Here is a 7800-nt window from a genome sequence, read left to right as displayed (position 1 = left end):
GACCTCCTCGGCGCCCCGATACCACTGACCCTGACCTGAGGACACCGTCGACAGAACAAAACCACAACCACCCACTAAACCACCTGGTCAAACCACATAAACTGCTGCCAAACCGCCGCAACTTCGGACTAGTGGGCTCCGAGTCGTACGGCAACGGGGTGGTCGAACTGCATTACGTGCCCAGGGAACGCGCGGACGCACCCAGGCCGGACAGCTTCACCGACACGCTCGCGTAACGCGGATCAGCCCACCGTCGCGAACTCCCCTGCCGCGGACCATCGTTGCCGCTCGGCGGCGAACGCGACGGTCTGCTCGGCTCGGAAGTCGCCGATCGATTCGGCGTTCGCCGTGAGGAACTGCTGGTGCTCGGCGAGCGAGAACGTGCCCTCGGTGATCTCGATACCGCCGCCGCGACCAGCTGCGACGTCGGATCGCAGGTCCATCAACTCGTCCGGTTCCACGGGGTACCAGGAGATCCGGTCGAAGAAGCGCAGCAGCCAGGGGGTACCGTCCTCGAACGGGCCCGACTTCTCGGGATGCCGATGGTTCCACACCTGGGTGGTTCGGCCGACGAACTGGTAGCCGCCCGGACCCTCCATTCCGTAGATGCACAGGTATGCCCCGCCGATACCGACCGCGTTCTCCGGCGTCCACGTGCGGGCCGGGTTGTACTTCGTGGTAACCAGCCGATGCCGCGGGTCGAGTGGTGTCGCGACGGGTGCGCCGAGGTAGACGTCACCGAGCCCGAGCACCATGTACTCCGCTCCGAAGACGGTGTCGAAGACGTCGTCGACGCTGCCGAGCCCGTTCATGCGGCGGATGAACTCGATGTTCCACGGGCACCACGGTGCGTCGGAACGGACACCGTGCATGTAACGCTGGATCGCCTCACGCGTCGAGGGGTCGTCCCACGACAGCGGCATCCGCACGGACCGGCTCGGCACCACGAGTTCGTTCGCCGCGGGCAGGGCGTCCTCCGCCTCGCCGAGCATCCCCATGAGCTTCGGGATCGGCAGCACGTCGGGGTCGACCCGGACCTGCAGCGAGCGGATGCCCGGCGTCAGGTCGAGGAGCCCGGCCGGCTTCTCGACCTCGAGACGCTGGTGCAGCGCGTGCGCGCGGGCCCGGAGTGCGAGGTCGAGGGTCATGTCGCCGTACTCGACCAGGACGTTGTCGTCGCCGGACCGCCGGTACGTCACGGCGGTCTCGCCGTCGCGCCGGGCGATCACGCCGTCGTCGCGGTCACCGGTGGTGGAGAAGACCGTCGAGTGCGCCGCCCGCCGTGCGGGCCCCAGCGTCCGGGCGGACGCGGCCCGGTCGGCCTTGATCGGCACGAAACGCACTGTATCGCCGGGGGCCAGTTGTCCGAGCTTCCAGCGTTCCGCGGAGACGACCGTGACAGGGCAGACGAACCCACCGAGGCTCGGTCCGTCCGGGCCCAGGAGGATCGGGGTGTCCCCCGTGAAGTCCAGGGCGCCGACCGAATACGCGTTGTCGTGGATGTTGGACGGATGCAGTCCCGCCTCGCCGCCGTCCGTGCGGGCCCAGTCGGGCTTGGGTCCGATCAGCCGCACCCCGGTGCGGTCCGAGTTGAAGTGCACCTCGTAGTCGGTCCGGTACAGCGTGTCGATGTCGGTGCGGGTGAAGAACTCGGGTGCGCCGTGCGGGCCCTCGGTGACCGCGATCTCCCAGCGACTGCACAGGGCCGGAACGTATTCGGCGGGAACGGCGGCCGCGCGGGCGCCGGTGTGCTCGCCGACCGCGAGAACATCGCCCTGCCGCAGCGTGCGGCCCTGGTGTCCGCCGAACTTGCCGAGCGTGAACGTCGAGGCGCTGCCGAGGAAGTCGTCGACGTCGAGTCCGCCCTGGACGAGTACGTAGATGCGGAGACCGGGTCCTGCCACCGCGCCGACGTCCAGGACTGCGCCTGCCGGAACCCGCACCGGACGCCACTGCGCCTGCAGCACTCCGTCGACGGTGACCGGGGCGGGCGCGCCCGTCACACACACCACCGTGTCCTCGTCGAACTGCAGTGCGGGACCGGACATGGCGCACTCGATTCCCGCGGCGCCCTCATCGTTGCCGAGTGCGGTGTTGCCGAGCCGGAACGACAGGTCGTCCATCGGCCCCGACGGCGGCACACCGACGTGCCAGTACCCGGTCCGTCCGGGGAAGTCCTGCACCGTGGTAAGCATGCCGGGCCGGTGCACGGTGATCTTGGCGCTCATGCCTGCACTCCCGCCGGCCGGGTCACGATCATCCGCACCGGGGTCGGGTCGAAACCGTTGCAGGGGTTGTTGATCTGCGGGCAATTGGACACCAGTACCAGAACGTCACGCTCCGCGCGGAGTGCCAGACGGCGGCCGGGTGCGGAGAGGCCGTCGACGATTCCGAGCGTGCCGTCGGCGTCGACGGGAACGTTCATGAAGAAGTTGATGTTCGACACCAGGTCCCGCTTGCCGATCCCCCACCGGGATCCTTCGGCGAGGAAGTTCTCGACGCAGGCGTGCTGGTGCTTGGTGTGGTGGCCGTACCGCAGGGTGTTCGACTCCTGCGAGCAGGCGCCGCCCACCGTGTCGTGGGAGCCGACCTCGTCGGCGACGAGCGTCATCAGCGCGTCGTGATCGTCGGTGCGGAGGACACTTCCCGTGGTCAGGAACAGATTGCGCTGCGCCGACACCGTCGCGGCGGCCGAGTAGCGCTGCCGGTGGTCGTCGGCCGCGTAGATCAGGGTGTCCACGGCCTGGTTGCCGCACAGATCCACGATGGTCAGGACGTCACCGGCCACGACGACGGTGGACCAGGGTCCGCGGGCGCCGACCTCCTCGTCCAGGATCACCGTTCCCGGTACCAGCGGTGCGGTCTCGATGGTGGTGGTCATGCCTGCTCCCGTCCCTGGCGCTGCGCTGCAGCCCAAACGTCTTCGGTGTTGAGAAAGGCTCGGTGGTACTCCGGGTCGGCGTCGACGGGCTCGGCCACGTCGACGCCGGTCCAGGCGAGCACTTCGAGCGCGGTCGTGTCGTACGTCGGCGACGGATCGAGCGGGTGCGCCGTGTTGGCGATCAGGACGATCACCGGGAGGTGGATCACGAGGTCGACCGCGGTGTCCGCGCCGGCGGATCCGATGCTGCTCAGCGACCCGTCCTCCCCCACCCGCACCCCGTGGAAGAACGACAGCGACGGCGGGAGGTTGCGCCGCCCGAGTCCGTGCTTCGCCGCCGCCACCGTGAAGAGTTCACGGCCGGCGGGGGACGCCGAATGCAGGTTGCCGTCACCGTATTTCGCGGTGTTCGAGGCGACCGACGTGGTGCCGCACAGGGCGTCGTGCCGCCCGGACCCGTCCGACACGAGCGTCGCGAGCACCCGCCCCTGATCGGAGAGCAGCGGATGTCCCGCCCCCAGGTACGCCTGCCACGGCACCTTGACGGTGTCGGCGACGTTGAGCCGCTCCCACGGCGCGTCCGCCCGGTACAGCAGCAGGTGGGCGCAGGCCCGGCCGTCGAGGTCACGCAGTCGTAGTCGCGTGCCGCGGCCCAGCACCTTCGTGGTGTACCGGCCACCGGAAACCGTCTCCGCCCACGTGAGCTGTGCCGGATCGATGTCGGACGGTGGGGTGGGCCAGGACGACGCCGGGACCACCGGCATCGAGTCGGTGACCGCTCCCGACTGGGCACGCGCGTGTTCCTTCGCGGCACTGGTGGTCGAGGTGTCCACTGAGGTCATGTCAGGCTCCGATCGTGATGGGGTTGGGGGTCGTGCGGCCGCGCGGGAAGCACGCGACTCCGAGCGCGACCACGGCGGCGACGGTGACGGGGGCGGCCCACCGCAGGAGGGGATAGTCGCCGCTGGGGTCGAAGATCTCCGCGCGCGGCCAGGACAGGTTGACGACCATCAGCGCGCCGTAGCCGACGGCCAGGATGTTGACGGGAAGGCCGAACCGTCCGAGCGAGTACAGCTTCCGTCCGTCCGCGTCGACCTGCGGTCCTCCGTGCGGCCAGCCTTTCAACCTGCGCAGCAGGAGCGGCACCGTGACCATCAGGTAGGCGAGGTAGATCAGGATGATGCAGACACTCGAGAGGGTCGCGAAGATGGCGGCGTTCCCGACGTTGACAGCGAGGATGCCGATGCAGACCAGGCCGATCAGGACGGAGGGCGCGATGGGTGTTCCGGTGCGGGCATTCACCGTCGACAGGATCTGCGAGGCGGGCAGCCGTCCGTCGCGTGCCATCGAGAACACCAGCCTGGACGCCGCCGTCTGGATGGCGAGCGTGCAGACGAACACGGCGATCGCGACGTCGACGAGCAGGAGTGTGCCCCAGGGCGAGCTGAGGATCGACGAGAGCACGTACGGCAGGCCCTCGGCGGCGAGCCGGCCGTCGGTCAGGCTCGGCGCGGCCATCAGGGCACCGATGATCATCAGTCCACCGCCGAGCGCCGACACGGACAGCGCGAGGCGGATCGTGCGCGGCGCCACCCGGCGCGGGTTCCGCGTCTCCTCGGCGAGTTCGCCCGCGGAGCCGAATCCGACCATGACGTAGGCCGCCATCAGACCCGACACGATCCACGCCCATCCGTACCCGGGTGACGCCCCGGCCGTGCCGGTGTCGAACACGACCTCCGGTCCGCGCTGGGCGTGGGTGAGGAACATGCCGATTACCGCAATGACGCCGACGATCTCGCAGGTCACGCCGATGTTGTTGATCCTGGACATCCAGTTGACGCCGATGCAGTTGATGAACGTGGTGAGCACGAGGAGGACGGAGCCCAGCAGCACCGCGTTGGCGGCGCCACTCGCGGACGTCAACGTGCTGTCCTCACCGATGATCTGGAATCCGCTCCACACGTTGGGGAGCACGACCTGCAGCGCGATGGCCGCGGCGGATGCCGTCACCATCTGCGCGAGGATCATGAACCATCCGGCGAACCAGCCGACCACCTCGCCGCCCATCCGGCGTGACCACTGGTAGATCGCCCCCGAGATGGGGTACCTGGCGGCCAGTTCGGCGAAGTTGAGCGCCACCATGAATTGGCCGACGAACACCACCGGCCACGTCCAGAAGAAGGCGGGTCCGGCGAATCCGAATCCGAGCCCGAAGAGCTGGAAGATGGTGGTGAGGATGGAGACGAACGAGAAGCCGGCGGCGAACGACGCGAACTTACCCAGGGAACGGTGAAGTTGCTGCTCGTAGCCGAATTCGCCGAGGTCGCCCGTGTCGTCGACGCCGGTTCCGCCGGACGGGCGGGGAGGTGCGGCCGGCGCGGTCAGCACTTGCGCAGTCCTTGTGGGTGTACTCAAGGGCTTACTCCTTCGGCGAGAGCAATATCTGTCGCTCGATAGTTTTCTCGCGGAAGGGCCTCGATGGGTGACGCCCGCGTATCCAGATCGCCGCCGGCCGTAACAGCATCGTTGCCTACGTTTCGGGAGCATGACGAAACCCTCACTGCGGGTGGAGACCGTCGATCCCGAGAGCGACCTGACATCATGGAGCGGTGACCACAGGGCCGGGACGACCCCGACTGACCAATCAGCGCAGACCAGGGCAGACCACTCCCGAGGAGATACTCGACGCCGCCGGAGAGTTGTTCACCACCAAGGGTTTCGCGGCCACCTCGACCCGGCAGATCGCCGAGATGGTCGGTATCCGGCAGGCATCGCTCTACCACCACTTCCCCAACAAGGAGGAGATCCTGGTGGCGCTCCTCGAGGAGACGGTGTCCCCCGCGCTCGCCGCGGCGGGGCGGCTCGCCGACGCCGCCGCGCCCGCCACGGTGCGCCTGCACGCGCTGGCCACCTACGACGTCACGCAACTCACCGCCACCAAATGGAACCTCGGTGCGCTGTATCTTCTTCCGGAACTGCTGACCGATCGATTCGAGCCGTTCCGCGCCCAGCGAACCCTGCTGCGCCGGCACTACCGGCAGCTGGCGGACCAGGCCCTCACGGAAATCACCGACGATTCAGGCGACACCTCCCCCGCCCTGACCGACCTGCCGTTCCGAATAGTCGAGAGCGCCATCGCAACCCGCGCCGACATCGAACGCGGACTGCTTCCCAGGCCCGAGAACGAGGGTGCCGCCGGACTCCTCGCCGACGCCTGCCTCCGCGCCCTCGGATGGACGAAGCCGATGGACGAAATCCGGGCGAAGTCGCGGGCACTGCTCGCCGAGACGGCAGGCGGAACACCCCTTCGCCTCTAGCCGTGCACGTCGGGCCCGTGAGATAAAGTCTGGCGAACGCTTATCACTGGGGGGTTATCTTGAGCGATGTCTTTGTCGTCACGGACGGCATCAGGAATTACGGCGCCACCGCTGCGCAGGCCGCCGAACAGATCAGCAGCGCCGCAGCACTCGATCTCGGCGCGAATCTCGCGGCACTCGCGCCCGTGTTCGGCCCGATCGGCGCCGACTTCCTCGCGTCGTTCGCCGCCGCACAGGCAAATCACGCCAGGTCGGTCGCCGAACTCGCGTCTCACTACGCGCAGACCGCGATCGCGGCGCATGCCACCGCCGATTCCTACGACTCCGTCGACGGTGCCAACGGCGCTGCGCTCGGCGGCGTCGGCGACGGAATCGGGGGCCTCGCATGACGTCCCCCGAACCCGCCGGGCACCCTGTGGAGCACGGATCGATCCTCGACCTGATCCAGGGAACGCCCGTCGGCGACGCGCTCGCGACGCCACTGCCGAGCACTCCGCTCGAGGCCCTGCAGAACTCTCCGCTCGGCCCGTTCCTCGATGCGCCGCTCGGTGACCTGCCGCCACTACCGGCCCTTCCGCCGCTGCCTCCACTGCCGCCGAACCCGGTGGAGGCGCTGCTGCAGGGTCACGGGCTGCCCGGACTGCCGGGCGTGGACGAGTTGTTCAAGCCGCTCACCGATCTCGCCGGGAGTTTCGGCACCGGCACGTTCGGCTCGTTCGATCCGACCTCCCTCCTCGACATGTCTTCGGGCATGATCGACCAGGCGATGTCGATGAGCATGTCGGGACTGAAGGTGCTCGACCAGATCTGGCAGAGCCAGGCAGCACAGGCGGCGCAGTCACAGGGCCTGCAGGCTCAGTCCAGCGGCACGGAACTGAGCGAACGCGGCACGGAGATCTCCACGACGACGCAGACCGCCGCCGCGTCCGTGGCGCGGGGCAACGCGAACCTCATGACGATTTCGGAGTCGTTCGCGGCCACCGCGGTCGCCGCCGCGCCGATGGTGATGACGCCGCCCGGGCAGGCGATGCTGCTCGCGTCCGCGGCCGAGCACCTCAAGGCTGCTATCGGGGTCGTGACGCAGACGCGCACCGAACTCAACGAACAGACCCTCACGATGAACGGTCTGGCCGCCCCGGTTCCGGTACCGCCGCCCCCGGCGCCCGGAGCCGTGGCGGCAGCCGCACCAACGTCACCATTCGCCATCGCCTCCACCGTGATCGAGGGTGTGGGCAAACCGATGATCTCCACCGTCACCGACAGTGTCGGCGACCTGGTGTCGGCGAGCACCCAGGCGGCGAGCGTCTCCTCGTCGGACCTGCCTGCCGACGCCCGGTCGGCGAAATCCGCGGTCATCCCCGCACACGGGGCAGCGGGCGGAGTTCCGGGTGCTGTGGGCATCGCCGGCGGCGCGGGCATCGGCATGTACGGCGGCGGCGCGGGCGGAAGCGTCTCCGCGGGCAGCGGTTCCGTACCCCGCGGAACGATCACCGGGCCGGTTGTGCCCCCGGCGACACCGGGGACCGCTCCCGCACCCGGCGCCGCTCCGGCCGCCGCCTCGTCCCCTCTCGCACCCGGCGGAGCCATGGGCGGGATGGGCGG

7 protein-coding genes are annotated in these 7800 nt (G+C 69.0%); 3 read left to right on the top strand and 4 right to left on the bottom strand.

The window, feature by feature from the left end; genetic code table 11:
• Positions 1-242: 242 nt before the first annotated feature.
• The 4 genes from G9373_RS44095 to G9373_RS44080 are packed head-to-tail and all read right to left on the bottom strand — an operon-like array spanning position 243 to position 5269.
• Positions 243-2228 (bottom strand): 5-oxoprolinase/urea amidolyase family protein, encoded by a 1986-nt coding sequence (locus G9373_RS44095; RefSeq protein ID WP_133986597.1) that lies wholly within the window; start codon positions 2226-2228, stop codon positions 243-245.
• A complete protein-coding gene (locus tag G9373_RS44090; RefSeq protein ID WP_005573438.1) occupies positions 2225-2881 on the bottom strand; it encodes an urea amidolyase associated protein UAAP2 in 657 nt (218 codons plus the stop codon). Before G9373_RS44090 ends, G9373_RS44095 begins: the two co-directional genes overlap by 4 nt.
• The gene (locus G9373_RS44085; protein ID WP_206033888.1) at positions 2878-3723 is read right to left on the bottom strand and encodes an urea amidolyase associated protein UAAP1; all 846 of its coding nucleotides are present in this window, start codon (positions 3721-3723) and stop codon (positions 2878-2880) included. The genes G9373_RS44090 and G9373_RS44085 overlap by 4 nt, the downstream gene beginning before the upstream one ends.
• A 1-nt stretch (position 3724) precedes the next feature.
• Positions 3725-5269 carry an amino acid permease gene (locus G9373_RS44080; RefSeq protein WP_133986854.1) on the bottom strand — a complete coding sequence of 515 codons (1545 nt, stop codon included), beginning with the start codon at positions 5267-5269 and terminating at the stop codon, positions 3725-3727.
• 221 nt (positions 5270-5490) lie between these two features.
• Between G9373_RS44080 and G9373_RS44075 the strand changes: the two genes are divergently transcribed.
• The 3 genes from G9373_RS44075 to G9373_RS44065 all read left to right on the top strand — a co-directional run.
• Positions 5491-6198 (top strand): TetR/AcrR family transcriptional regulator, encoded by a 708-nt coding sequence (locus tag G9373_RS44075; RefSeq protein ID WP_120659200.1) that lies wholly within the window; start codon positions 5491-5493, stop codon positions 6196-6198.
• 59 nt (positions 6199-6257) lie between these two features.
• The gene (locus G9373_RS44070; protein WP_105419840.1) at positions 6258-6587 is read left to right on the top strand and encodes a type VII secretion target; all 330 of its coding nucleotides are present in this window, start codon (positions 6258-6260) and stop codon (positions 6585-6587) included.
• Positions 6584-7800: hypothetical protein (locus G9373_RS44065; protein WP_167121121.1), on the top strand; the 1217-nt coding region annotated here is incomplete at its 3' end. The genes G9373_RS44070 and G9373_RS44065, both read left to right, overlap by 4 nt.

It is taken from the genome of Rhodococcus sp. A14 (genome assembly GCF_011603105.1).
Classification (GTDB): domain Bacteria; phylum Actinomycetota; class Actinomycetes; order Mycobacteriales; family Mycobacteriaceae; genus Rhodococcus_F; species Rhodococcus_F opacus.
The sequence above is the reverse complement of the archived record's forward strand: the minus strand, read 5'-3'. Positions and strand labels throughout refer to the sequence as shown.

What these genes read in the sequence shown, in the direction of transcription:
- G9373_RS44095 (WP_133986597.1), bottom strand. Translation starts at nt 2,228, where the DNA reads ATGAGCGCCAAGATCACCGTGCACCGGCCCGGCATGCTTACCACGGTG.
- G9373_RS44090 (WP_005573438.1), bottom strand. Translation starts at nt 2,881, where the DNA reads ATGACCACCACCATCGAGACCGCACCGCTGGTACCGGGAACGGTGATC.
- G9373_RS44085 (WP_206033888.1), bottom strand. Translation starts at nt 3,723, where the DNA reads ATGACCTCAGTGGACACCTCGACCACCAGTGCCGCGAAGGAACACGCG.